The 22834-nt window shown below is 71.0% G+C and carries 20 protein-coding genes and 1 pseudogene; 14 read left to right on the plus strand and 7 right to left on the minus strand.

Features of this window, described 5'->3' with window-relative positions; translation table 11 throughout:
• The 4 genes and pseudogenes from E1294_RS53490 to E1294_RS41335 all read left to right on the plus strand — a co-directional run.
• Positions 1–592, plus strand: a pseudogene (locus tag E1294_RS53490) (hypothetical protein); the annotation flags it as partial.
• A gap of 319 nt (positions 593–911) precedes the next feature.
• Positions 912–1172, plus strand: a complete 261-nt coding sequence (locus tag E1294_RS41325; protein ID WP_020546325.1) for a WhiB family transcriptional regulator — start codon at positions 912–914, stop codon at positions 1170–1172.
• A 113-nt stretch (positions 1173–1285) separates the two neighbouring features.
• Positions 1286–4075 (plus strand): glycosyltransferase, encoded by a 2790-nt coding sequence (locus E1294_RS41330; protein WP_132516451.1) that lies wholly within the window; start codon positions 1286–1288, stop codon positions 4073–4075.
• Positions 4075–5364 (plus strand): DUF5719 family protein, encoded by a 1290-nt coding sequence (locus E1294_RS41335; RefSeq protein ID WP_132516453.1) that lies wholly within the window; start codon positions 4075–4077, stop codon positions 5362–5364. Before E1294_RS41330 ends, E1294_RS41335 begins: the two co-directional genes overlap by 1 nt.
• A gap of 11 nt (positions 5365–5375) precedes the next feature.
• On the opposite strand, the gene E1294_RS41340 is transcribed toward E1294_RS41335, so the two are convergent.
• The gene (locus E1294_RS41340) at positions 5376–5816 is read right to left on the minus strand and encodes a metallopeptidase family protein (RefSeq protein ID WP_132516455.1); all 441 of its coding nucleotides are present in this window, start codon (positions 5814–5816) and stop codon (positions 5376–5378) included.
• A gap of 232 nt (positions 5817–6048) precedes the next feature.
• Between E1294_RS41340 and E1294_RS41345 the strand changes: the two genes are divergently transcribed.
• Genes E1294_RS41345 through E1294_RS41365 form a run of 5 tightly spaced genes read left to right on the plus strand, consistent with a single transcriptional unit; the run spans position 6049 to position 10051 of the window.
• The gene (locus E1294_RS41345; protein ID WP_106236645.1) at positions 6049–6417 is read left to right on the plus strand and encodes a DUF3499 domain-containing protein; all 369 of its coding nucleotides are present in this window, start codon (positions 6049–6051) and stop codon (positions 6415–6417) included.
• A gap of 42 nt (positions 6418–6459) precedes the next feature.
• Complete coding sequence (locus E1294_RS41350; protein WP_132516457.1) at positions 6460–7809, plus strand: phosphomannomutase/phosphoglucomutase; 1350 nt, start codon at positions 6460–6462, stop codon at positions 7807–7809.
• Positions 7806–7973, plus strand: coding sequence for a Trm112 family protein (locus E1294_RS41355; RefSeq protein ID WP_106236648.1), 168 nt, complete (start codon positions 7806–7808; stop codon positions 7971–7973). Before E1294_RS41350 ends, E1294_RS41355 begins: the two co-directional genes overlap by 4 nt.
• Positions 7970–9076 carry an SIS domain-containing protein gene (locus tag E1294_RS41360; RefSeq protein WP_132516459.1) on the plus strand — a complete coding sequence of 369 codons (1107 nt, stop codon included), beginning with the start codon at positions 7970–7972 and terminating at the stop codon, positions 9074–9076. The genes E1294_RS41355 and E1294_RS41360 overlap by 4 nt, the downstream gene beginning before the upstream one ends.
• A gap of 48 nt (positions 9077–9124) precedes the next feature.
• Positions 9125–10051 (plus strand): cation diffusion facilitator family transporter, encoded by a 927-nt coding sequence (locus E1294_RS41365; protein ID WP_132516461.1) that lies wholly within the window; start codon positions 9125–9127, stop codon positions 10049–10051.
• On the opposite strand, the gene E1294_RS41370 is transcribed toward E1294_RS41365, so the two are convergent.
• On the minus strand, positions 10006–10389 hold the full coding sequence (locus E1294_RS41370) for a MerR family transcriptional regulator (protein ID WP_132516463.1): 384 nt from the start codon (positions 10387–10389) through the stop codon (positions 10006–10008). The two genes, E1294_RS41365 and E1294_RS41370, sit on opposite strands and share 46 nt — an antisense overlap.
• 103 nt (positions 10390–10492) lie before the next feature.
• On the opposite strand from E1294_RS41370, the gene ahcY reads away from it, so the two are divergent.
• Together ahcY and E1294_RS41380 are read left to right on the plus strand one after the other, a co-directional pair.
• Positions 10493–11920 (plus strand): adenosylhomocysteinase, encoded by a 1428-nt coding sequence (gene ahcY, locus E1294_RS41375; protein WP_132516465.1) that lies wholly within the window; start codon positions 10493–10495, stop codon positions 11918–11920.
• Positions 11921–12267: 347 nt separating this feature from the next.
• The gene (locus E1294_RS41380; protein WP_132516467.1) at positions 12268–13503 is read left to right on the plus strand and encodes an adenosylhomocysteinase; all 1236 of its coding nucleotides are present in this window, start codon (positions 12268–12270) and stop codon (positions 13501–13503) included.
• A 45-nt stretch (positions 13504–13548) separates the two neighbouring features.
• Here E1294_RS41380 and E1294_RS41385 read toward each other — a convergent pair whose 3' ends face one another.
• Positions 13549–14184 (minus strand): DUF305 domain-containing protein, encoded by a 636-nt coding sequence (locus tag E1294_RS41385; protein ID WP_181958639.1) that lies wholly within the window; start codon positions 14182–14184, stop codon positions 13549–13551.
• Between the two features lie 166 nt (positions 14185–14350).
• Here E1294_RS41385 and E1294_RS41390 point away from each other — a divergent pair, with 166 nt between their 5' ends.
• Complete coding sequence (locus E1294_RS41390) at positions 14351–15748, plus strand: LVIVD repeat-containing protein (RefSeq protein ID WP_132516469.1); 1398 nt, start codon at positions 14351–14353, stop codon at positions 15746–15748.
• Between the two features lie 36 nt (positions 15749–15784).
• Positions 15785–17167, plus strand: coding sequence for an LVIVD repeat-containing protein (locus E1294_RS41395; RefSeq protein ID WP_132516471.1), 1383 nt, complete (start codon positions 15785–15787; stop codon positions 17165–17167).
• 163 nt (positions 17168–17330) lie between these two features.
• On the opposite strand, the gene E1294_RS41400 is transcribed toward E1294_RS41395, so the two are convergent.
• Positions 17331–18266: an RDD family protein gene (locus E1294_RS41400; RefSeq protein WP_132516473.1), complete on the minus strand. Its 936-nt coding sequence runs from the start codon at positions 18264–18266 to the stop codon at positions 17331–17333.
• A gap of 51 nt (positions 18267–18317) precedes the next feature.
• Here E1294_RS41400 and E1294_RS41405 point away from each other — a divergent pair, with 51 nt between their 5' ends.
• The gene (locus E1294_RS41405; protein ID WP_132516475.1) at positions 18318–19310 is read left to right on the plus strand and encodes a stage II sporulation protein M; all 993 of its coding nucleotides are present in this window, start codon (positions 18318–18320) and stop codon (positions 19308–19310) included.
• Between the two features lie 10 nt (positions 19311–19320).
• Here the strand turns inward: E1294_RS41405 and E1294_RS41410 are convergent, their stop codons facing one another.
• The 3 genes from E1294_RS41410 to E1294_RS41420 all read right to left on the minus strand — a co-directional run.
• Entirely contained in the window at positions 19321–20706 is a 1386-nt protein-coding gene (locus tag E1294_RS41410) for a DUF58 domain-containing protein (protein ID WP_181958640.1), read from the minus strand.
• Positions 20707–20734: 28 nt separating this feature from the next.
• Positions 20735–21715 (minus strand): AAA family ATPase, encoded by a 981-nt coding sequence (locus E1294_RS41415; RefSeq protein WP_132516477.1) that lies wholly within the window; start codon positions 21713–21715, stop codon positions 20735–20737.
• A partial coding sequence (locus tag E1294_RS41420) for a DUF4350 domain-containing protein (RefSeq protein ID WP_132516479.1) occupies positions 21705–22834 on the minus strand: 1130 nt, incomplete at its 5' end. The genes E1294_RS41415 and E1294_RS41420, both read right to left, overlap by 11 nt.

Below are 22834 nucleotides of genomic sequence, written 5' to 3' on the forward strand. Positions count from 1 at the left end.
GCAGAACCCCTACGCGCCGCCGGACGCGGCCCCCAGCGCCTTCGCCCCCGCCGAGCAGGCCTACCCCCCGGGTGACACCAGCCCGAACGTCCCGTACCCCACGGCGGACGGCCAGCAGCCGTACTTCGGCCAGAGCGCGTTCGACCCGCAGCAGGCGGACCAGCAGCAGGACGGCCAGCCGTTCGCGGGCTTCTCCGGTCAGGAGTACGCCACCCCTCAGGCGTACCGGGAGCCGCCCGTCGACCCCCGTTCCCAGCAGCTCATGGACGCCTACCAGCAGGCGGAGACCTACCAGCACTCCTTGCCTGGCACCCAGCCCGAGCTGCGCGTGCCCGACTACGCGGGCCAGCCGCCCCAGCCGTACGACGACCCGTTCGGCCACCCTCAGCAGCCCCATCATCAGCAGGGTGGCGGGTACGAGCCGCAGCAGGGTCAGTACCAGCCCACCCACCAGGTCCCGGCCGGGGACGCGACGATGCGGCTCGACCCGTCGTCGTTCGGGCCGGACGCCTTCGGCGGCGACCAGCGCCGTCCCGGGGACGACCCGATCGACCCGACAGCCATATACACCCCCAATGAGCCACGCAGGTAACGGACCGGCAATGAACGGCTAGAGAGAAGGTGGGCCACGGGCGGCCGTCTATCCCGCCCTGGTACGGTTCGGACCGCTGACAGCGTTGAACAAGCCTGGCTGACGCCGCGCGCATATGGGTGTCGGCCGGGTGCGAACATCACATGCCAAGCACACCGGGGCGAGGTCTGGTCTTTCCCCGGATACCTGCATGCCGCTTGACGCCACGTACGGCACGCGCGTGTAATTACAACCATGTTGTTACGCCTTCCAGTGGGTGGGTAATAAGGAAGGCGTCCATGGGGGGCTCCATTGCGGGCGGGCGGCAGGGAGGTGTGCAGTGACCGATCCGGTCATCGCACAGGATCAGCTTGACGCTGAAGAACTCGGATGGCAGGAGCGCGCCTTGTGCGCGCAGACTGATCCGGAGGCGTTCTTCCCGGAGAAGGGCGGCTCCACCCGAGAGGCCAAGAAGGTCTGCCGATCGTGCGAGGTCCGTGCCGAGTGCTTGGAATACGCACTCGAGCACGATGAGCGGTTCGGCATCTGGGGTGGGCTTTCCGAGCGGGAGCGCAGACGGATCAAACGCCAGGCCGTTTGAGAGATATGGGCGAGGAGGTCACGCGGGCTGCCGTGTGGCCCTTTTTCGCATCTCCTGGATGGGTTCGCCGGTAAGGTGGGCGCGCCTGATCAACACCCAGGAGTCACCCGCGCATGGCACGTCCCTACGTCACCACGATCGTCGTCGCTCACGACGGCGGGCGCTGGCTCGGGGAGACGCTGCGGGCTCTGGCCGGCCAGAGCCGCAGACCTGACCGCGTGGCGGGCGTCGACAACGGCAGCAGGGACGGCTCCGTCGATCTGCTCGCCCAGACGCTCGGCCGCGGCAACCTGATCTCCCTGCCTCGTTCCACCGGTTTCGGCGAGTCCGTGGCGGCGGCGCTGGAGAGGCTGCCGTCCGCCGGGCCCGATGAGTGGATCTGGCTGCTCCACGACGACTGCGCCCCCGACCGGCGGGCGCTCGAGGCGCTGCTCACCGCCGCGGAGCAGCATCCCAAGGCGGCCGTGCTCGGCCCGAAGTTGCGCGACTGGCTCGACCGCAGGCTGCTGCTCGAAGTGGGCGTGACGGTGGGCCGCACCGGGCGCAGGGACACAGGGCTCGAACCACGCGAGTTCGACCAGGGGCAGCACGACGGGACGCACGACGTGCTGTCGGTGTCCACGGCCGGGATGCTGATCCGCCGCGACGTGTGGGAGCAGGTGGGCGGGCTCGACCCGTTCTTCCCGCTGTTCCGCGACGATCTCGACCTGTGCTGGCGGGTGCGGAACGCCGGGCACAGGGTGCTGAACGTCACTTCCGCCGTGGCCTGGCACGCCGAGGCAGCGGCACGCAGGCGGCGGCGCATCACGGTCAGCGGGGACCATCCGCGCAGACTGGACAGGCGTAACGCGATCTTCGTGGTGATGGCTAACCTGCCGTTCGGCGCGATGCTGTGGGCGCTGCTGCGGAACGTGGCCGGCTCGGCCATCCGCACGCTGCTGTTCATCGTCAGCAAGCAGCCTGCGAACGCGCTGGACGAGATGGTGGCCATGGGGTCGATCCTGGGGCACCCGTTCCGGCTGCTCAGGGCGCGCCGTGCCCGCCGCCATAACCGAGAAAAGGGATATATCCGCATAAAGCGGTTGATGACCCCTCGGGGAGCGGCCTGGCGGCGGCTCACCGACATGATCCAGAGTTTCCTCGCCGGCGAGGCCCCCGTCGACTCGGCCGGCCGCCACCACCACGCGTCCGCGGAGGAGGACGAGATCCCGCCTCCCGACACCGGCGCGGTCAAACGGTTCCTCAGCCGCCCCGGCGTCGTCCTCCTGCTCGCGCTGACCGCCGTCTCGCTGGTCGCCGAGCGTTCCCTCCTCGGCGGCGAGCGGCTCGGCGGCGGCGCTCTGGTCCCGGTCACGGGCGGCGCGAGCGACCTGTGGGCGTTCTACACCGAAGGCTTCCACGACGTCGGGCTCGGCTCGAACGCCTGGGCGCCCCCGTACGTCGCCGTGCTCGCCGCCCTGTCCACGCTCGCGCTCGGCAAGACGTGGCTGGCCGTCTCGGTGCTGCTGCTCGGCTCGGTGCCGCTGGCCGGCGCCTCGGCGTACCTGGCCACCCGGCACATCATCCCGGCGGTGCCCGCACGGGCCTGGGCGGCGGGGACGTACGCGCTGCTGCCCGTCGCGACCGGCGCGATCGCGGCCGGGCGGCTGGGCACGGCCGTGGTGTTCGTGCTCCTGCCCCTCTGCACGTCCTTCGGCACGGTGCTGCTGTCCGGCGAGCGTCGCCGCGCCCGCCGCGCCGCCTGGGGCCTCGGATTGTTGCTCGCCGTGGGCACGGCGTTCGTCCCGCTGGTCTACCCGCTCTTCGCGGTCCTCGGCGTGCTCGCGGCGGTCGCCTTCGGCGGTGTGCGGCGCGGCGTCGTGACCTCGATGGTCATCGCCCTCGCGGTGCCGGTGGCGCTGCTCTTTCCCTGGCTGGCGACCCTGGCGGCCGACCCTGGCAAGATCCTCCTGGAGGCCGGGCTGCACGATCCCGCCCTGGCCGACCCCGTGCTCGCTCCCGAGTCGTTGCTCGCGCTCAGCCCGGGCGGGCCGGGACTGCCGCCGTTCTGGGTGACGGCCGGCCTGATCACGGCCGCGCTCGCCGCGCTCCTCATGCGCCGCCAGCGCATGATCGTCGCGATCGGCTGGGGCGTCGCCCTGTACGGGATGCTGGCCGCCATCCTGGTCAGCCGCGTCACCGTCGAAGGAGCGCGGGCCTGGCCGGGGGTGCCACTGGCGTTCGCGGGCACCGGGCTGCTGGTCCTCGTGGGACTGACCGCTCACCGGCTGGCCGAACTGCGCGCCGGAGGCGGGCTGCGCAGGCTGGGCGCGACGGCGGTGGTGGCGGTCGCGTTCAGCACGCCGCTGCTGGCCGCGGGCTTCTGGGTGGTGGGCGGCGTGCGCGGGCCGCTCGTGGGCGACGCGCCCGACGTGTTGCCCGCGCTGGCCACGTCCTCCTCCAAGAACGGCGAACGCACCCTCGTGATCGAGGGCTCCGCGTTCACCGTGCTGCACGCCCGTACCCCGCTGATCGGCGAGGCGGAGCTGCCCGTCGCGTCCGACGCCCGCACCCGGGTGCGGGCGGCCGCCCAGGGCCTGGCCGGCGGGCGCGGCGGCGACGCGGTCACGCTCGCCCGGCACGGCATCGCCATGGTCGCGGTGGCGCCTCCCATATCCCCAGAACTGGCCAGAAGGCTCGACTCCCAGCCGTCGCTGCAGCGCATGAGCCTGTCGGACGCGGGCGGGCTGTGGCGCCTGACCGAGCCGGTCACCCGCGTGCCCGCCCGGCAGGACAGCGTCCTGCACACGCCATGGTTGTGGGCGCAGGGGGCGCTGGTGCTGGTGGTGGTGGTCATGGCCGCGCCGGGGCGGCGCTCGCCCGAGGGCGTCGGGTCGCCGTCCGCGGCGCTGGCGGGTGCGTGATGAAGGCGTTCGTGGAGAACAGGTTCGGCCTGCTGGTGCTGGTCGCCGTCGCCCTTGCCGCCATGTACGGCGCCGCGTACGTCACCAGGCCCGCACCCCTGCCGCCTCCGCCCGCGGGCCCGCGGAAGGTGGCCGTCGAGTCGGTCACCGCCGTCTGCCCCGGCACGAAGGGCGAGCACGTCAACGTCTACCTGCCCGACGCGCTCAACCGCGAGAAGATGGACGCCGAGCCGTACGTGACGAAGGGCCCCGGCGCGCTGGAGGCCGGCTACGTCACCCGCGCCGCCAAGGGCGGCGGGCGGGGGCTGGCCGGAGTCCGCTGCACCGAGCCCGGCCAGGAGACCTGGCTGGTCGGCCCCGGCCCCGCCGACGCCGACGTGCGCCTCCATCTCACCAACGCCGACAAGGCGCCCGCGCTGACCGACGTCCAGGTCCACGCGGCGGAAGGGCTCGTCTCCGGCGACAAGGGGATCGGGCTGGAGATCGCGCCCGGCGAGCACAGGGAGATCGACCTCAAGACGCTCGCCCCCTCGGCCGACATCATGGCCGTGAGCGTCACCACCGTCTTCGGCCGCGTCGCCGTCTCCGCCAGGACCTCCCTCGACACCGGCGGCGTCGACTGGCTCCCCGCCGCCGCCCCTCCCTCGACGCGCGTGGTCGTCCCCGGCATCCCCGGCGGCGGCGGACGCAGGGAGCTCCTCGTCGCCGCCCCCGGCGAGACCGACGCCGTCGTGCGGCTCAAGGCGGTGAGCGAGGACGCGGAGTACGCGATGAAAGGCCGCGAAACCCTCGACGTGCCGGCCGGCGGCGTGGTCGCCCTCGACGTCACCACCGGCCTCGGCGGCTCCTCGGGCGCCCTCGTCCTCACCTCGCCCGTGCCGATCGTGGCCGGGCTCGTCATCACGGGCACCGGCAGCAGCTCCGACGTCGCCTTCACCGCGGGAACGTCCTCACTGGACCTGGGCAGCGCGGTGGCCGGCAACCGCGCGGGCTCCCGCCTGGTCCTCACGGCGCTCGGCGGGCCCGGCAAGGTGCGGGTGCGGGCGGTGCCGGAGGGCGACGCGTTCGACGTGGAGGTGCCGGCGGGGCGGACGAAGAACGTCAAGCTCAAGGCGGTAGGGAACTTCGCCGTGGTGGTCACGCCCGTATCGGGGGAGGTCTACGGGGGGCGCGTGGTGGAGGAAAGCCTGAAGAGCGGCCTGCTGCTCACGGCCCAGCCGCTTTCCCCTGCCCGCATGTGGACCCTCCTTCCGCCCCTCACCGACACCTCCCGCGTGGTGGTGCCCTGAGCCCGGAGGCCTCAGCCGCGGTCGTCGTAGCCCGGGTCGACGGTTTCTGGGGCGAGGCCGAGCAGGGTGGCGACCTGCTCCACGACGGTGTCGTGCACCATGGCTCCCAGCGTGTCGCGGTCGCGGGCCCGTGCCTCCAGCGGACGCCGGTAGACCACGATCGAGGCGGGGTTGGGGCCGGCGGCCGCGTCGGCGCGGCCGAAGGGGATCGGGTCGGGGCTCAGCTGTGGCCCGTCGCCCAGCTCGCTCAGCGGCGGCACCTCTTCCACCGCGAACTCCACGGCCGACAACTGGCGCTCCCACCGGGGCCTGAGCCGGTCGACCGCGTCGAGCACGAGGTCGTCGAAGCGCTCGCTGCGGGACTTGGCCATGGGGACGTGGGAGGGGGCGAGCGGGCCGCGGAGACCGCGACCGTGGCGATCGCGCCGCCTGGGACCGCGCCTGTGAGTCACGGGACCAAGTGTACGGGGGCGTACGGGCGGTTCCGGGGAACGGCGCCACCTGCCAGGGCCGGGCTCTTCCGCCCAGAAACGCAGAAACCAGCGTCCCTCCGGCACCGAGGGACCGGGGCCTCGCCGGGGAAATCGGTGGAAAGGCTGCGACAGGTGTCCGAATTGTGGCGACACGCTCGTTAAGAGTGCTCAGATAGTGGCGCCTCGCACTCTTACCAGATACGGTCCCTCCGTGAGCCCCGTCCGCCGCTGTTCCCGCACCGCCTGCAGCCAGCCTGCCGTCTTCACGCTCACGTACGTGTACGCCGACTCGACCGCTGTTCTCGGCCCCCTGGCGACGTACGCGGAGCCACATTGTTATGACCTGTGCGCCGAACACGCCGAGCGGCTGACCGCCCCCCGCGGCTGGGAGGTGGTGCGGCTGCCGACGGACGGCGCCTCGCCCAGTTCCGATGATCTCGAGGCGCTGGCCAACGCGGTCAGGGAGGCGGCGCGGCCCACGCCGTCCGGCGGAGGTGAGCCGGTCGGCCAGGGCGTCGAGGTCGGCAGGCGCGGGCACCTGCGCGTTCTGAGGTCGGCCCAGCAGCACCGCGACCGGTAGGCTCGTTTCAACGGAGGAAACGACCAAGGGCGGAGCTGCAGAGTGGGCGATTTCGCCAAGATCTTCAAAGCGTACGACGTTCGCGGGGTGGTTCCCGAGGAGCTCGACGAGCAGACCGCCGAGGCCGTGGGGGCGGCCTTCGTCGAGGTGACGGGCGCAGGGTCGGTCGTGGTCGCCCATGACATGCGTGAGTCGTCCGTGCCGCTGGCCGATGCCTTCATCCGCGGCGCGCGTTCGCGCCGGGCCGACGTGGTGCACGCCGGGCTCGGCTCCACCGACCTGCTCTACTACGCGAGCGGCAGCCTCGGGCTGCCGGGCGTGATGTTCACCGCCAGCCACAATCCCGCCCGCTACAACGGTATGAAGATGTGCCGGTCCGGCGCGGTGCCGATCGGCGGCGACACGGGGTTGACGGAGATCCGCGACCGCGCGGCGGAGCTGGTGGGCGTGACGGCCACGCCGACGGGGTCGCTGATCGAGAAGGACCTGCTGCCCGGCTATGCCCATCACCTGCGCACGCTGGTCGACCTGGCGGGCGCCAGGCCGCTCAAGGTGGTCGTCGACGCGGGCAACGGCATGGGAGGGCACACCGTTCCCGCCGTGTTCGAGGGGCTGCCGATCGAGCTGGTCCCGCTCTACTTCGAGCTGGACGGCGACTTCCCCAACCACGACGCCAACCCGCTGGAGCCGCAGAACCTCGTCGACCTGCAGCGGGCGGTGGTCGACAGCGGCGCGGACCTCGGGCTGGCCTTCGACGGCGACGCCGATCGGTGCTGGGTGATCGACGAGCGGGGAGAGTCCGTCTCGCCGTCGGCCGTGACCGCGCTGGTCGCGGCGCGTGAGCTGGCCAAGGCTCCGGGCGCGACGATCATCCACAATCTGATCACGTCTCACGGCGTGCCCGAGATCGTCCGCGAGCACGGCGGGGTTCCGGTGCGGACGCGGGTGGGGCATTCGTTCATCAAGGCCGAGATGGCCCGCACGGGCGCGGTGTTCGGCGGCGAGCACTCAGCCCACTACTACTTCCGCGACTTCTGGTTCGCCGACTCGGGCATGCTCGCCGCGATGCACGTGCTGGCCGCGCTGGGCGAGCAGGAGCGGGCGTTGTCCGAGCTGGTGGCGGCCTACTCGCGCTATCACGCCTCCGGTGAGGTCAACAGCGCGGTCGCCGACCAGGGCGAGGCGCTGCGGCGGGTGCGGGAGGCGTTCGCGGGCAGAGGAGAGTTCGACGAGCTCGACGGGCTGACCGTGGCGGGATCCGGCTGGTGGTTCAACCTGCGGGCCTCCAACACCGAGCCGCTGCTCCGGCTGAACGCCGAGGCGGCCGACGAGACCGAGATGACGGCGATCAGGGACGAGGTCCTCGCCATTGTGGGAAAGGTGTCAGAGTGAAGATCGACGACTGGCTGCTGGAGATCCTGGCCTGCCCGGCGTGCAAGGCGCCCCTGCGTGCCGAGACCGAGGCCGAAGAGCTGGCCTGCACCGGTTGCGGCCTCATCTACCCGGTCCGGGATGACATCCCCGTTCTGCTCGTCGACGAGGCCAGGAAGCCGTGACCTGGGAGCCGGGGCGGCTCGACGACCAGCGGCATCTCAGCGGCGGTGATCCCGGGGGCATGCTGCCGGCGGTCGCCGCCGCGGCGGCTCACGTACGCACCGGCCACCGCACCGCCGTCGAGTCCCGTGTCGATCGCCTGGCCGAGATGGGGCGCCCGCGCGCCATCGTGGTCGCGGGCATGGGCGGCTCCGGCATCGCGGGTGACATCATGGCGGCGGTCATCGGCAACGGCGCACCGCTGCCGATCATCACCCTGCGCTCCTACCAGCTTCCCGGCTGGGTCGGCGCCACCGACCTGGTCATCGCCGTCTCCGGCTCAGGTGACACCGGGGAGACGCTGGCCGTCGCCACCCAGGCAGTGCGGCGCGGGTGCACGCTGCTGGGCGTGGGCGCGCCCGGCTCGCCACTGGAGGCGATCGCCACCCAGGCGTCGGCGGTCTACGTGCCGGTGCCGGTGAGCGGGCAGTCCAGGGCCAACGTCTGGCTGCTGACCGTGCCGCTGATCGTGGCGGCCGCCGCGCTACGGCTGGCGCCGGCCGACGCGGAGCTGTTCGAACGGGTGGCCACGGCGCTGGAGGACATGGCGCACCGGTGCCGGCCGGCCAGCGAGTCGTTCGTCAATCCGGGCAAGTCGCTCGCGCTCGACCTGGCCGAGAGCCTTCCGGTGATCTGGGGCTCGTCGGCCGCGGCGTCGGTGGCGGCGTACCGGCTGGCCTGCCAGCTCAACACCAACGCGAAATATCCCGCCATCTTCGGAGAGCTGCCCGAGGCGGGCCACGACCAGGTCGCGACCTTCGACGGGCCGATGGCCGAGCGCGACATCTTCGCCGACGCCCCCGCGCACGCGCTCAGGCTGGTCGTGCTGCGCGACGTCGAGGAGCATCCCCAGCTGACGCGCCAGCGCGAGGCGTCGCTGCGCCTGGCGCGCGAGCGCGGCGTGCCGGTGACCGAGCTGGCGGCGGAGGGCGTGCACCCGCTGGAGCGGATGGCCTCGCTGATCCTGCTCGGCGATTACGCGAGCACCTATCTGGCGCTGGGGTACGCCGTCGATCCGAGCTCGGTCTCGGCGATCAGTGAGCTAAAGGCCAGGATTTCGCAATAGGATCCCCTTCCAGGCCTATATGCATGATCTTATGAGTGGAGAAGATCGGTGAGCGCGAGCGGCGGAACAAAAGCGATCGTGGCGGCGTTGGTCGCTAACTTGTCCATTGCCGTGGCCAAGTTCGTGGCGGCGTTCTTCACGGGGTCGTCGTCGATGCTGGCCGAGGGCATCCACTCGGTCGCCGACTCGGGCAACCAGGTGTTGCTGCTGATCGGCGGCAAGCGGGCGGCCCGCGCCAGCACCAAGGAACACCCGTTCGGCTACGGCCGCGAGCGCTATTTCTACGCGTTCGTGGTGGCCGTGGTGTTGTTCGCGATCGGCGCGCTCTTCTCGCTGTACGAGGGCTACCACAAGCTGACCCACGCCGAGGCGCTCACGTCGCCCGGCTGGGCGTTCGGCGTGCTGATCTTCGCGATCATCGCTGAGATCTTCTCGTTCCGCACGGCCATCAGGGAAGCCAACATGGTGCGCGGCAGTCAGGGGTGGGTCGCGTTCATCCGCAGGTCCAAGTCGCCGGAGCTGCCGGTCATCCTGCTGGAGGACCTGGGCGCGCTGTTCGGCCTGATCTTCGCCCTCTTCGGCGTGACGATGGCCGTGGTGACGGGCGACCCCGTCTGGGACGCCATCGGCACCCTGATGATCGGTGCCCTGCTCGCCGTCATCTCGGTCGTGCTGGCCGTGGAGACCAAGTCGCTGCTGGTCGGCGAGGGCGCCTCGACGGAGGTGGAGGAGCAGATCCGCGTCGCCCTGGAGAGCGCGCCGGAGGTCGACCGGATCATCCACATGCGCACGCTGCATCTCGGTCCGGAGGAGCTGCTGGTGGGCGCGAAGATCGCGGTCTCGCACGACGAGACGGCCGGGGAGGTGGCGCGCGGCATCGACGAGGCCGAGCAGCGCATCCGCGCCGCCGTGCCGATCGCCAGGGTCATCTACCTCGAACCCGACCTCGACCGGTCCCGCACGCCCGCCTCCTGAGCTCCGCCGGACGTACGCAGCAGCCGCAGAGCCTTCTCCTTCTCGAAGTCGAGGGCCCTGCGCGGCACCTGGATACGCCCGATCCGCACCCCGAGGTCGCGCACGGCCGCCGCCACCGCCGGCTCGCTCAGCACCCGCAGCGCGAACGCCAGCTCGGCCGGCGACACGTCGAACCGTTTCTCCAGCTCGACGCCCTGCGACACGGCGGCGAGCTCCTCGGGGCCGAACCGCCGGTGCGCCCCCTGCTCCCGCACAGGGGGCAGCAGGCCGAGTGCCTCCCGGTAGCGGAGCATTCGCGGGGACATGCCGAGCCGCTTGGCGGCTTCCGTGATGCGCATCCTTACATTCTTACGTCAGTTTCACCCCTCCTGGCGTGCGTCGTCGTACGAACGGTGCCTAGACTCGTCGGCGACAACCATCAGTGACGCGAGGGGAAACCCGATGGACTTCAAGGTCGCAGACCTTTCACTTGCCGACTTCGGTCGTAAGGAGATCCGGCTCGCCGAGCACGAGATGCCCGGCCTCATGGCCGTGCGCCGCGAATACTCGGACACGCGACCTCTGGCGGGCGCGAAGATCATGGGCTCCCTGCACATGACGATCCAGACCGCCGTCCTCATCGAGACGCTGGTGGCGCTCGGAGCCGAGGTCCGCTGGGTCAGCTGCAACATCTTCTCCACGCAGGACCACGCCGCCGCCGCCGTGGTCGTCGGACCCGACGGCACCGTCGACGACCCGAAGGGCGTGCCGGTCTTCGCCTGGAAGGGCGAGACCCTGGAGGAATACTGGTGGTGCACCGAGCAGGCGCTGACCTGGCCTGACGGCGGCGCCCCCAACATGATCCTCGACGACGGCGGCGACGCCACGCTGCTGGTGCACAAGGGCGCCGAATACGAGAAGACCGGCGCCGTGCCCCCCGCCACCGCCGACGACCCCGAGGAGTGGCACGTCATCATCGACCTGCTCACCCGCACGGTCGGCGCCGACAAGCGGTGGACCAGGATCGCCGAGAGCATCAAGGGCGTCACCGAGGAGACCACGACCGGCGTGCACCGCCTCTACGAGATGCACAAGAACGGCCAGCTGCTCTTCCCGGCCATCAACGTCAACGACTCGGTCACCAAGTCGAAGTTCGACAACAAGTACGGTTGCCGCCACTCCGTCATCGACGGCCTCAACCGCGCCACCGACGTGCTCATCGGCGGCAAGGTCGCCGTGGTCTGCGGCTACGGTGACGTCGGCAAGGGTTGTGCCGACGCGCTGCGCGGCCAGGGCGCCCGCGTGATCGTCACCGAGATCGACCCGATCTGCGCGCTCCAGGCGGCCATGGACGGCTATCAGGTGACCACGCTGGACGAGGTCGTCGGCATCGCCGACATCTTCGTCACCTGCACCGGCAACTTCAACATCATTACCGCCGACCACATGGCGCGGATGAAGCACCAGGCGATCGTCTCCAACATCGGCCACTTCGACAACGAGATCGACATGGCCGGCCTCGCCAAGCTGCCCGGCATCCAGCGCAACACCATCAAGCCCCAGGTCGACGAGTGGGTCTTCGCCGACGGCCACACGATCCTGGTGCTCGCCGAGGGCCGTCTGATGAACCTCGGCTGCGCGACCGGCCACCCGAGCTTCGTCATGTCCAACTCGTTCACCAACCAGGTGATCGCCCAGATCGAGCTGTTCACCAAGACGGCCGACTACCCGATCGGCGTCTACACGCTGCCCAAGCACCTCGACGAGAAGGTCGCCCGCCTGCACCTCGACGCCCTCGGCGTCAAGCTCACCGAGCTCACCAAGGAGCAGGCGACCTACATCGGCGTGCACGTCGAGGGCCCGTACAAGTCCGACCACTACCGGTACTGAGCCTCCTGGAGCTTCTCCGCTTCGAGGCGCCTCAAGAGGGCTTGCCCTCCGCTTCGAGTGGTTCGGGAGGGGCTTGCCCTCCGCTGCGAGGATTCCTCCGCTTCGGAAGGGTTCGTCCTTCCGGAGTGAGGGCTCCTCCGCCTCCTGCACGACGCTCCGAGGGGGTCTCTCCCTCTCGGAGTTGTGCGCGCTCCTCCGGAGCGCTCCAAACCCCATCTTTTACGGCAGGCCAAGTCACCCGCACGCGCCGACGCCGCTTCCGTCCGTCATGGCCGGTCGTGAAGGCTCACGGGACTCTCGCCGTTACGAGCGCGTTCTTGGCCGTCTTCTTCGGTTACAGGTGAGCCATGGATGTCTGGGAAAGCGGTGAGCGGCAGATCTCGTGGGCCGCGCGTTCGATGCCGGTGCTGACCGCGATCGGCGAGCGCTTCGGCCTGGAACGGCCGCTGGACGGGCTGAAGATCGCGGCCTGTCTGCACGTCACCGCCGAGACGGCCGTGCTCATGGGAGCGCTGAAGGCGGGGGGCGCCGAGATCGCGCTCGCCGCCTCCAACCCGCTGTCGACACGGGACGACGTGGCCGAGGCGTTGCGCGCGTACGGGATCGCGGTGCACGCGCGGGCCGGCGTCGACCGGCCGACCTACTACCGGCACATCCACCAGGCGCTCGATCTCGGGCCCGATCTCGTGCTCGACGACGGGTGCGACCTGGTGAACATCCTGCACACCGAGCGTACCGACCTGCTCGCCGGCGTCGGCGGCGGCTGCGAGGAGACCACCACGGGGATCATCAGGCTGCGCCAGATGACCGCGGAGCACGCGCTGAAGTTCCCGGTCGTGGCCGTGAACGACACCCGCACCAAGCGCATGTTCGACAACCGCTACGGCACCGGGCAGTCGACGCTCGACGGGATCATGCGGGCCACCAACGTCATGCTCGCGGGGCGCACGGTGGTCGTGGCCGGGTTCGGGTTCTGCGGGCGCGGGGTGGCCGAGCGGGCCAAGGGCTTCGGCGCGCGGGTGATCGTCACCGAGATCGACGCGGTGAAGGCACTCGACGCGACGCTGCAGGGCTACGAGGTGCGGCCGATGGCGCAGGCGGCCCTGCTCGGCGACCTGTTCATCACCGTGACCGGCAACCGTGACGTGATCAGGGCCGAGCACCTCGCCGCCATGAAGGACGGCGCGATCCTGGCCAACGCGGGGCACTTCGATGTGGAGATCGACGTGCGGGCGCTGGACGAGCTGGCCGTCGAGGTGATCCGTGGCGTGCGGCCCAACACCGACGAGTACGTCATGCCCGACGGGCGCCGGCTGCTGCTGCTCGCCGAGGGGCGGCTGGTCAATCTGACGGCCGCCGAGGGGCACCCGGCCGCGGTCATGGACATGTCGTTCTCGGCGCAGGCCCTGGCCGTGGCGTGGCTGGCCGGCGAGCGGGCGCGCCTGGAGCCGGGCGTCTACGACGTGCCGCCGGAGATCGACCACGAGGTGGCCCGGCTCAAGCTGGCCGCCACCGGCATCGGCATCGACGAGCTGACCGCCGAGCAGGAGGACTATCTACACTCCTGGCGCGTCGGCTCCTGAAGGGCGCGGCCAGAGGTTCGCCTGCGCCGGCTCCCGAGGGGGCGGCTACAACGCGGTTTGCATTTCGCGCATGCGCCGGATCTCGGCCAGCTGGGTGACGCTCACATCACTGGCCAGCTCCTCGATCCTGATGTGGGAGCCGCTGCTCAGCACCTTCTCCGACATCGTGATCGCCCCCTGGTGGTGGTTGATCATGAGCTGCAGGAACATCCGGTCGAAGTCCTTGCCCGTCGCCGCCCGCAGCGCCTCCATTTGCTCGGGCGTGGCCATGCCCGGCATGCCGTCGTGCGCCGCGTGGTGGTCGGGCACCTTCTGCTCCTGCTCCCGCAGCCACGTGGTCATGTACTGGATCTCGGGCGCCTGGGCGGCCTTGATCCGGTCGGCCAGGCCCTTCACCTTGGGCGACTCCGCCCTGTTCGGGGCCAGCAGCGCCATGTCCAGGGCCTGCCGGTGATGGACGATCATGTCCTGGACGTAGGTCACGTCGGCGGCGTTCGGGGTGGGGGAGGGCACCGCGGTGGCGGCCTCGGCCGGCGACAGCGTTCTTTCCTGCTCGCCTGGCCGGCCGGGAGCGATCACGGGGGCGGTCGAGTCGGCCCGTGGCGCCTGAGGTGACGTGCTGGAGCTGCAGCTGGTGAGGGTGACGACCGTGGCCATGACGACAATGAGCGCGGCGCGCACCCAGCCTCCCTGACAAACGTGGTGGAGAATGCGCACTCTAAGTCATGAATCACGGTTGGGAAAGAGGCCAAACCGGAACAAAAATTGACAGATTGGACGCTGGTCAGCGGCGGTGAAGAGAGCGACCATAACGGAGGTTTATGCCCCCTTTATCGGAGGTCCCCGAGTGTTCACCCGCCGCAGGGTCCTCATCCTGGTCGCGGCCCTGGTCGCGCTGGCCGGCGCCACTCTGCCGGTCCAGGCTGCGGACATCCCGGCTCCTGGCGAGATCGTCATGAGCCCGAACATCAAGCACGTCACGAACGTGCCCAAACCCGAGGCCCTGGCCGACATCCACACAGACATGGCCTTCCAGGGCGACTACGCGTACGTCGGGAACTACTACGGCTTCTCGATCTACGACATCCGCAACCCCAAGCGCACCTCGCTCGTCAGCTCCGTGGTCTGCCCCGGCGGCCAGATGGACGTCAGCGTCTACGGCGACCTGCTGTTCGGCTCGGTCGACTCCTCGCGTAACAACGACTCGTGCAGCAGCACCTCGCAGCCCGCCTCCGTCAAGGAGTCGTGGGAGGGCGTACGCATCTTCGACGTCTCCGACAAGTCGCACCCGAAGTACATCAAGGCGGTCGAGACGAACTGCGGCTCGCACACGCACACCCTGGTCCCCGACCGGTGGCGGCGCAACGTCTACATCTACGTCTCCTCCTACGGCCCGAGCGACGCGTTCCCCGACTGCGCGACGCCGCACGACCTCATCTCGATCGTCAAGGTGCCGCTGCGGAACCCGTCCGCCGCCACCGTCATCGCGACGCCCAACCTGTTCCCCGACGGCGGCTACCCGGGCAGGCAACTGCCCTATCCCGACGGCAGGTCCGCCACCACGGGCTGCCACGACATCACCGCGTACCCGGAGAAGGGCATCGCGGCGGGCGCCTGCATGGGTGAGGGCATCCTGCTCGACATCCGTGACCCCGAGCGGCCCAAGGTCACCGCGACCGTGCGGGACGAGGAGAACTTCGCCTTCTGGCACTCGGCCACGTTCAACAACAAGGGCACGAAGGTCATCTTCACCGACGAGCTCGGCGGCGGCAGCGCGGCCACCTGCAACGAGGCCATCGGGCCCAACCGGGGCGCCAACGCCTACTTCGACATCGAGCGCGGTCAGCTCGTCTTCAGGAGCTACTTCAAGATCGCCCGGCACCAGGACGACAGCGAGAACTGCGTCGCCCACAACGGCTCGCTGATCCCGGTCAAGGGCCGCGACATCATGGTGCAGGCGTGGTACCAGGGCGGCATCTCCGTGGTCGACTTCACCGACTCGGCGCATCCGCAGGAGATCGCCTACTTCGAGCGCGGCCCAGACAACACCGCGCCGGCGCTCAGCGGCGGCTTCTGGTCGGCCTACTACTACAACGGCCACATCTACGGCTCCGACTTCAACCTGGGCCTCGATGTGCTGAAGATCAACGACTGGCGTACGAACCGGGCGAACGGCGTCAAGATGCGCGAGCTCAACGCGCAGACCCAGGCGTCCTATCCCGAGCGTGGCCACGGTCACCGCTGACCGGCCGCCGGTCCCCGTACGAAGGAGGCATCCCGAATGTCCAGCCCGCGCCGTGTCCTCGCGATGGCCGGGGCAGCCGTCGCCCTGCTCCTCACCTCGTTACCCGCGACCGCCGGCGACATCCCGCCGCCTGACGCCGTCGTCACCAGCCCCAACGTGACCCACATCAGGAACGTCCCCAAGCCGGACGCCATCGCCTCGACCATCAACACCGACATCGCTTTCCAGGGCGACTACGCCTACGTCGGCAACTACGGCGGCTTCTCCATCTACGACATCAGGAACCCCAGGAAGGCCAGGGCCGTCAGCTCCGTCGTCTGCCCCGGCGGGCAGATGGACGTCAGCGTCTACGGCGACCTGCTGTTCGCCGCCGTCGACAGCTCTCGCAGCGACGACTCCTGCGCCAGCACGGACCGGCCCGCCTCCGAGAAGGACGCCTGGGAAGGCGTCCGCATCTTCGACATCTCCAACAAGGCCAGGCCGAGGTACGTCAAGGCGGTCGAGACGGCCTGCGGCTCCCACACCCTGACCCTGGTGCCGGGCAAGGGCCGCGACCGGAACAAGAACGTCTACGTCTACGTCTCCTCGTACCTGCCGGCGGCGAACTTCCCCGACTGCCAGCCGCCGCACGACAAGATCTCGATCATCAAGGTGCCGCTGCGCCACCCGGAGGCCGCCCACGTCGCGGCCACCCCGGTCGTCTTCCCCGACGGCGGCAACGAGGACCAGCCCGGCCTGCTCATCCCGACCACCGGCTGCCACGACATCACCGCGTACGCCGAGAAGGACATCGCGGCGGGCGCGTGCATGGGCGACGGCGTGTTGTTCGACATCTCCGACCGGCTCGACCCGAAGGTCACCGCCAGGACCACCGACCCCAACTTCGCGTTCTGGCACTCGGCGACCTTCAGCAACAACGCCAGGAAGGTCGTCTTCACCGACGAGCTCGGCGGCGGCGGCGCGGCCACCTGCAACGAAGCCACCGGCCCGAACCGCGGCGCCGACGCGATCTACGACATCTCCAACGGCCGGTTCGTGTTCAAGAGCTACTTCAAGATCTCCCGCCACCAGGACGACAGCGAGAACTGCGTCGCCCACAACGGCTCGCTGATCCCCGTCAAGGGCCGCGACATCATGGTCCAGGCGTGGTACATGGGCGGGCTGTCGGTCTGGGACTTCACCGACTCCGCCAACCCGAGGGAGATCGGCTACTTCGAGCGCGGCCCCCGCTCGGGCGGCGGTGGCGGCGGCATCTGGTCCGCCTACTACTACAACGGCTACATCTACGCGGCCGACTTCCATGAGGGCTTCGACGTCGTCAAGATCGACGACCGGCTCACCGACAGCGCCAGGCGTGTGCGTACCGACCGGTTGAACGCGCAGACGCAGGAGTCGTACCGCAACGGAGGATGGCACTGAATCTATGGCCTCGCTCCGCTCGGCGGGTTCGGTCGCCCGGGTGCCGCCGTCTTCCCTCGCTCTGGTCGCTGCGCTCCCGCCGCTCCTCCAGACGTCGGCGCTCCCTCACGGGTTGATGGGCCTCGCTCTCCGTGAGGCGGGTTCGGTCGCCCGGGGCTCTCGGTCATTGGGGCGGCGCGAACCCGCCCGGGGTCGCCTGTGGCGGCTCCGGGGCGGGCGCGGCCGGAGGCGGCGCCGGCGGGCCAGGCTGTGGGTACGGGCCGGGCGGCTGGTGGGAAGCCGCCGGAGGAGGCCCTGGCTGCGGGTAGGGGCCGGGCTGCGGGTACGGGCCCTGGGGCGCGCCGCCGTTTCCCGCTCGCTGCGCGAACCGGGCCTGCTCCCGTCGGCGGCGCTCGGCCAGGACGGCGCTCAGGTACGCGTACGGCGGCGTCCCGGCAGGGGCCGCAGGGGAGACGAAGGACGCCACCTGGGTCGCGATGCGCACGCCCATCTCGTGCTGGACCTGCGGCGACAGGTCCGCCCAGCGCAACAGGTATTGCCGGGCCGCCTGCGCCACGTCGTCGGGCAGCTGGGAGAGCTCCAGCGTGGCCGCCCAGCTCGCCAGCGGCGGCGGCATCATGATGACCTGCCCGGCGTCGCGCGGCGCCCGGTCGGAGATCACGATGGTCCCCGCGAACACGTCGCCCAGCCGCTTGCCCCGCTGCGAGACCAGCGAGGCGATCAGCGCCGGCGCGCCGGCGAGCAGCCAGAACTCCACCACCCCAGCCAGCCCGCGGAACAGCGCTTGCCTGAAGCGCTCGGGGCTGCCGTCGTCGCTGACCACCCGGAGCCCGAGCGCCAGCTTGCCGAGGCTGCGGCCCCTGGTGACGGACTCGAAGATCACGGGGTAGCCGATCATCACCAGCACCAGCAGCACGATCATGACGGCGCTGAACATGGCCAGATCCGTGACGCCGGCGAACGCTCCTAAAAGCGCGTAGGCGCCGAACATCGCCGTGAACTGCACCGCCATGTCAATGATAATCGCCAGCGCCCGCGAGGGCATCTGGGCCACCCGCACTTCGACGACGACGGCGTCGCCGGTCACAACCTCCGACATAAGTGGAGCCTAACGGCTATGCCGCACTGATTGAGCGGCCAGAATGTTCGGGTGGACATCGATGCTTTCGTCGCGGCGCACCGCCCCGTGTGGGACCGGCTCGACTACCTGGTGAAGAATCGTTCGTCGCTGACGGGCGTTGAGGTGGACGAGCTGGTCGACCTGTATCAGCGGGTATCGACGCATCTGTCCATCGTGCGCTCCTCGTCGAACGACCCGATGCTGGCCGGGCGGCTGTCCGCACTGGTGGCCAGGGCCAGGTCCGCGGTGACCGGCGCGCACACGCCGGCCTGGCGGGAGCTGACGAGGTTCTTCACGGTGACGTTCCCCGTGGTGGCCTACCGCGCCCGGTGGTGGTGGCTGGCGAGCTCGGCCGCGTTCCTGGTGGTCGCCTTCGTGATGGGCGCGTGGGTCGCGAACAACCCCGAGGTCCAGGCCGCCATCGCCAGCCCTGAGGAGATCACCCAGCTGGTCGAGGAGGACTTCGCCGACTACTACTCGGAAAATCCCGCCGCGTCCTTCGCCAGCCGCGTGTGGGTGAACAACGCGTGGGTCTCGGCGTTGATGATCGCCTACTCGGTGCTGCTGGGGCTGCCGATCCCGTACGCGCTCTACGCGAATGCCGAGAACGTCGCCGTCTCCGGCGGCCTCATGGCCTCCAGGGACAAACTGGATATCTTCTTCGGCCTCATCATGCCGCACGGGCTCCTGGAGCTGACCGCGGTGTTCCTGGCGGCGGCCGTCGGCATGCGCCTGGGCTGGACGGTCGTCGATCCCGGCCCCCGCAAGCGGGTCGAGGCGCTGGCCGAGCAGGGCAGAGCGGTGATGAGCGTGGCGCTCGGGCTGGTCGTGGTGCTGTTCGTGTCGGGGCTGATCGAGGCGTTCGTGACCCCGTCGGGGTTGCCGACGTGGGCGCGGGTGGGCATCGGTGTGCTCGCCGAGGCGGTCTTCCTGACGTACGTGATCGTCTTCGGCCGCCGGGCTCTGGCGCGGAACGAGACCGGCGACCTCGAACGCGCCCCCGACGTCGCCCCGTCGGCCTGACGACAGGCCGTCAGAGGCGTCCCGCGGCCTTCAGCGCCAGGTACGCGTCCGCGAGCGCGGGCGCGATGTCGTCCGGCGCCGCGTCGACCACCTCGACCCCGTGCCGGCGCAGCCTGGCGGTGATGAGCCTGCGTCCGAGCCGCGCGTGCTCGGCGGCCGCCGCGTCGTAGACCTCCTCGGCCGAGTTGCGGCGGCCGGCCATGGCCGCCACCTGCGGATCGGACACCCCGGCGACCAGCACCAGGTGCCGCGCGGACAACTGCGGCAACACCGGCATCAGCCCTTCGTCCAGCGCCGCCGAGTTCAGGTCGGTCAGCAGCACGACCAGGCAGCGCCGCTTGGCCCTGGACAGGATGGCGGCCACCATGCCCTGCGAGTCGGCCTCGATCAGCTCCGCCTCGATCGGCGCCATCGCGTTGACCAGCGACGACAGCAGTTCGGTGCGCGACTCCCCGCTCACCCACGCGCGTACCGCCCGGTCGTAGGCCAGGAAGTCCACCTGGTCGCCGGCCCTGGCCGCCAGGGCGGCCAGCAGCAGCGCGGCGTCCATCGACCAGTCGAGCCGCGGCCAGCCGGGCGCCGGCCGCGGATCCGGTCCGAGCAACGGCCCGGGAGATGGCCCGCCACCGCTTCTCCCCGCGCCGGCCAGGGGGATCGGCGCGTCACCCACCCGGCCCGCCGAGGTGCGGCCGGTGTCGAGCACGATCAGCACGCGGCGGTCGCGCTCGGGACGCCAGGTGCGCACCACGACGTCGTGGCGGCGCGCGGTGGCCCGCCAGTCGATGGAGCGTACGTCGTCGCCCACCACGTATTCGCGCAGCGAGTCGAACTCGGTGCCCTGCCCGCGCACCAGCGCCGGATGTTGCCCGTCCAGCTCGCGCAGCCTGGCCAGCCTGGAGGGCAGATGCTTGCGCGACAGGAACGGCGGCAGCACCCGCACCGACCACGGAGCCTGGTGGCTGCCCTGGCGGGCGGCCAGGCCGAGCGGCCCGACCGAGCGCACCGTGACGGCCACGGACGCCCGGTCGCCGCGCCTGGTCGGATCGAGGGTCACGACGATCTTGCGCCGCTCGCCGGTCGGCACGTCCAGCGGGGCGACGCGGGGCGAGGCTCCCGCGGAGGGTTGCCAGGCGTCCCTGAGCACACCGCGTACACGCCGGGGACCAGGGTTCTCCACCACCAGCTCCACCGTGGCCCGCTGGCCCAGGCGCATCAGGGTCTCGCCGGAGCGGTGGAACCTGAGCGGGCGCACCGCGCCGGCGAACACCAGGTCCACGATGATCGCGGCGGCCAGCAGCAGGCAGACCCCGGCCAGTGCGGGCCCCGGCAGGGGCGCGAACATCACCACCAGGATCCCGATCGCCGCCAGAAGGCCGGCACGTCCCGTCAGCGCCACTGGTCGCTCACCTCCTCACTCGCCGCCGTCAGCGGGGGACCGGGACGGAGGCCAGGATGCCGTCGAGCAGGCCGTCCGCGGTCGCCCCTTCCAGCTCGGCCTCGGGCCGGAGCTGGACGCGGTGCCGCAGAGCGGGCCTGGCCAGCGCCTTCACGTCGTCGGGCGTGACGTACTGGCGCCCGGACAACCACGCCCACGCCCGGGAGGCCGCGAGCAGGGCGGTGGCGCCGCGCGGCGAGACGCCGAGCTGCAACGCCGGCGAGTTCCTGGTGGCGCGGGCGACGTCCACGATGTAGCCGAGCACCTCGGGCGCCACGTGCACGTTGGCCGCCGCCTCCCGGCCCGCGGCCAGGTCGGCGGCCGTGGCCACGGTCTTGACCTCCGACAGGTCGCGCGGGTCGAAGCCGCGGGCGTGCCGGTCGAGCACCGAGATCTCCTGATCGCGCGGCGGCAGCGGCACGGTCAGCTTGACCAGGAACCGGTCGAGCTGCGCTTCGGGCAGCTGGTAGGTGCCTTCGTACTCGACGGGGTTCTGGGTGGCGCAGACCACGAAGGGGTCGGGCAACGCCCGGGCCGCGCCTTCGACGCTGACCTGCCGTTCCTCCATCGCTTCGAGCAGGGCGGCCTGCGTCTTCGGCGGGGTGCGGTTGATCTCGTCGGCGAGCAGCAGGTTGGTGAACACCGGGCCCTCGCGGAACTCGAACTGCGCGGTCTTCGCGTCGTAGATCAGCGAGCCTGTCACGTCGCCCGGCATCAGGTCGGGCGTGAACTGCACCCGCTTGAAGTCGAGCGACAGGGCCGCCGAGAGCGTGCGCACCAGCAGCGTCTTGGCCACGCCTGGCACGCCTTCGAGCAGCACGTGGCCCTTGCACAGCAGCGCGATGACCATCCCCGTCACCACCGCGTCCTGCCCGACCACGGCCTTGGACACCTCGGTGCGCAACGCCGCCAGCGCCTCTCTCGCCGAGTCGCCCGAACTCGTCACGCGGTAGGTCTCGTCAAAGTTCACTCAACTGCCTTTCGATCAAGTCCAAGTATCCGGCCAGTTCGACGAGCCTGGCGTCGTCCGCCGGCGGCGGCCCGTACAGTGCCGCGCCGAGGTGGTGCGGGTCCTCCACCGTGCGGGCGGCGAGCGCCGCGACGACCTCCTGCGGCCCCGCGCCGTGGCCAAGCCCGAGCCTGGCCGTGAGCCGGTCGATCGTGCCCGCACGCAGCGCGGCGGCCGCGCGTTCCCTGGCGTGCCTCGCCCGGTAGAGCCTGCCACGCCCCTCGACCGTCTCGGCGGCCCTGACGACCACGGGCAGCTTCTCCACCACCACTGGCCCCAGCCGCCTGCCCCGCCAGAACGCCGTGAGCGCCACGGCGATGATCGCCATGTAGATGATCCAGCGGACGTTGCCGGGCATCAGGTCGTACATCGACTGGCCCTGCTCGCCGGCCAGCTCGCCGGGCGGCGGGTTCTCCGGGGGGACGAGCCAGGTCACGGGCTTGCCGGTGTCGAGGAGGACGAGCGCGAGCGCCGCGTTGCCGTCCTCGGCCAGCCGCTGGTTGGTCATGAAGCCGCCGTCGCCGACGACGGTGGTGACGCCGCTGCCGTTGGCGTAGCTGACCAGCGTGTGCCCGTCGCCCGCCGGGTAGCAGCCGGTGGACCCCGGCGGGCCGCGGAAGGTGACGCCGCCCATGTGGGCGCTGCCCGCGGCCTGGGCGGCGGGCAGCGGGCACTCGGGCTCGCGCGATCGGGGGCGCGCGGGCTGGGGCAGCGTGCTCACCCCGGGGGCCAGGGCGCGCAGGCCGATGACGTCGCCGACGATCAGCCGGTCGCCGGGGAGTCCGGCGAGGCGGCCCTCGTCGACGTACGCCTGGTCGGTGATGAGCAGCAGGCGGTCGCCCGTGGCGGCCTTGTCGGTGGCAGCCTGGGCGGAGTCGACCCGGTCGACGGTGACGCCCCGCTCGCGCAGCAGCTCGGCCAGTGCCCTGGAGCCCATCAGCGAGGTGTCGCCGGGGTCGAGGGGGCGTGCGGGACCCCGGCCGGAGCCGAGCAGCACGCTCGCCACCGCCGCGAGCACGACGACCAGGCCGAGGAGCACGACGAGCCGGCCGGAACGCCAGGTGGAGCGGGGGGTGGGGG

Source organism: Nonomuraea diastatica, assembly GCF_004349015.1.
GTDB lineage: Bacteria > Actinomycetota > Actinomycetes > Streptosporangiales > Streptosporangiaceae > Nonomuraea > Nonomuraea diastatica.

Coding starts and splice junctions, on each gene's coding strand:
- E1294_RS41330 (WP_132516451.1), top strand. CDS start 1,286: ATGGCACGTCCCTACGTCACCACGATCGTCGTCGCTCACGACGGCGGG.
- E1294_RS41335 (WP_132516453.1), top strand. CDS start 4,075: ATGAAGGCGTTCGTGGAGAACAGGTTCGGCCTGCTGGTGCTGGTCGCC.
- E1294_RS41380 (WP_132516467.1), top strand. CDS start 12,268: ATGGATGTCTGGGAAAGCGGTGAGCGGCAGATCTCGTGGGCCGCGCGT.
- E1294_RS41395 (WP_132516471.1), top strand. CDS start 15,785: ATGTCCAGCCCGCGCCGTGTCCTCGCGATGGCCGGGGCAGCCGTCGCC.
- E1294_RS41370 (WP_132516463.1), bottom strand. CDS start 10,389: ATGCGCATCACGGAAGCCGCCAAGCGGCTCGGCATGTCCCCGCGAATG.
- E1294_RS41400 (WP_132516473.1), bottom strand. CDS start 18,266: ATGTCGGAGGTTGTGACCGGCGACGCCGTCGTCGTCGAAGTGCGGGTG.
- ahcY (WP_132516465.1), top strand. CDS start 10,493: ATGGACTTCAAGGTCGCAGACCTTTCACTTGCCGACTTCGGTCGTAAG.